This is a genomic window from Streptomyces sp. NRRL F-2664 (assembly GCF_000719345.1).
GTDB lineage: Bacteria > Actinomycetota > Actinomycetes > Streptomycetales > Streptomycetaceae > Streptomyces.
Window position 1 is genome coordinate 1 of record NZ_JOFX01000528.1, and the last position, 272, is coordinate 272.

Annotated in this window: 1 protein-coding gene; it reads right to left on the reverse strand. The window is 74.3% G+C overall.

All coding sequences use genetic code 11. The features are described 5' to 3' along the window. The coding region (locus IF89_RS40145) for a hypothetical protein (protein ID WP_158718182.1) at nt 1-252 on the reverse strand (252 nt) is incomplete at its 3' end. Nucleotides 253-272 lie beyond the last annotated feature (20 nt).

Genomic DNA, 272 nt, shown 5'->3' on the forward strand with positions numbered 1-272 from the left:
GAGGTCGCGGGTCAGGGCTGCGGTGAACTCCTGCCCCGGATACACATCCGGTGCGGCCGGGTTCAGCACGGTGCTGTGCGGGATGCCGCCAGGCCCGTAAGAGGGGGTGGCGGTGACCTCGCCGCTGGTTGAGGTCAGGGTCCGCCCGAGTGCGTCGGTCTGGGCGGTGGAGTCGGCGGCGGGGGTGCCGTCGGCGAAGACGACCTTCGCCGAGGTGGTCCGGGCCGCGGTGTCGGCGTCCTGCACGGACACGGCCCGGGCCTCGCCCAGGC